General features: G+C 59.8%; 3 protein-coding genes. All 3 read left to right on the top strand.

Annotation, left to right across the window (positions count from 1 at the left end; genetic code table 11):
* Window positions 1-267 (top strand): glutaredoxin 3 (gene grxC / locus A9513_RS14710; RefSeq protein ID WP_065085047.1); only part of this gene is annotated, 267 nt, incomplete at its 5' end.
* A 67-nt stretch (window positions 268-334) separates the two neighbouring features.
* Window positions 335-616, top strand: a complete 282-nt coding sequence (locus tag A9513_RS14705) for a DUF427 domain-containing protein (protein WP_003464986.1) — start codon at window positions 335-337, stop codon at window positions 614-616.
* 169 nt (window positions 617-785) lie between these two features.
* Window positions 786-980 (top strand): hypothetical protein (locus A9513_RS36320; protein ID WP_065085046.1); only part of this gene is annotated, 195 nt, incomplete at its 3' end.

Below are 980 nucleotides of genomic sequence, written 5' to 3'. Positions count from 1 at the left end.
ACTGATTTATTGCTGTACACCACGAATTGGTGCCCGTTCTGCCGCCGAGCGAAGGCGCTCCTCAAGGAAAAGGGCGTGCGATGGAAGGAGCTCGATATTGAGGCGGATCCGGCTCACCGGCAGGCCATGGCGGAAGCGTCGGGGCGAAGCTCCGTGCCGCAGATCTTCATCAATGGCACCCTTATCGGTGGCTCCGATGAGCTATTCGCGCTCGATGTCAGAGGCGAGCTCGACAAACTTCTCGGGCGCAACCCGCCTGCCACCTGAGGAGGTGCGGCTTGGGGCAGCCAGCCCGCGAGCCTTCGCCGGTTGATGAATACAAAAGGAGAGTCCGTTGGTCTCAGCCATCTGGAAAGACACTACTATCGCCACAAGCGACGAAACAGTCATCGTCGAGGGAAATCACTACTTCCCACCGTCAGGAGTCGACCTGAGCCTGCTTGAGATGAGCCCGCACACATCTGTCTGTCCGATCAAAGGCGCCGCGCGCTTCTTTCATGTTCGCGCGGGTGACGCGCTCAACGTGAACGCCGCTTGGACCTATCCCGCCCCCACTCCGGATGCCGAGGGTATCCGGGATTACATCGCTTTCTGGAAAGGCGTGGACGTTGCCTAGCAGACTGGACGGACGACTTCGCTGATAGCCATGCGGGCGCCGACATCTCAATTATCCTGCCCACCCCGGGCCTCGTCGGCTGCAGGAATCTGCCCGGCACCTTAGCGCGACCCGGCACTGGCGGTCTCGCACCCGCCGCGCCTCTGTTCTATCAATAAGGATGGATGACATGGAGCATTCCGAGTTCGATGCCGCTTTCGCGAAGCTTGCGGAGGGATACAGAGAAGGGACTTATGAAGGCCGGCGTTTCAGCTTGATCGTCCGGCGATCTGGGGACGGACGTCGCAACAGTCTGTTCGCCAGGGAGTTGGACGGGACTGACATTGTCAGCTTCAACCTCTTCCGCGTTACATCAGATAGGACA

Origin of the sequence: Pseudomonas sp. AU12215 (assembly GCF_001675465.2) — a bacterium.
Lineage (GTDB): Bacteria > Pseudomonadota > Gammaproteobacteria > Pseudomonadales > Pseudomonadaceae > Pseudomonas > Pseudomonas nitroreducens.
This window is presented reverse-complemented; position numbering and strand designations above follow the sequence as displayed.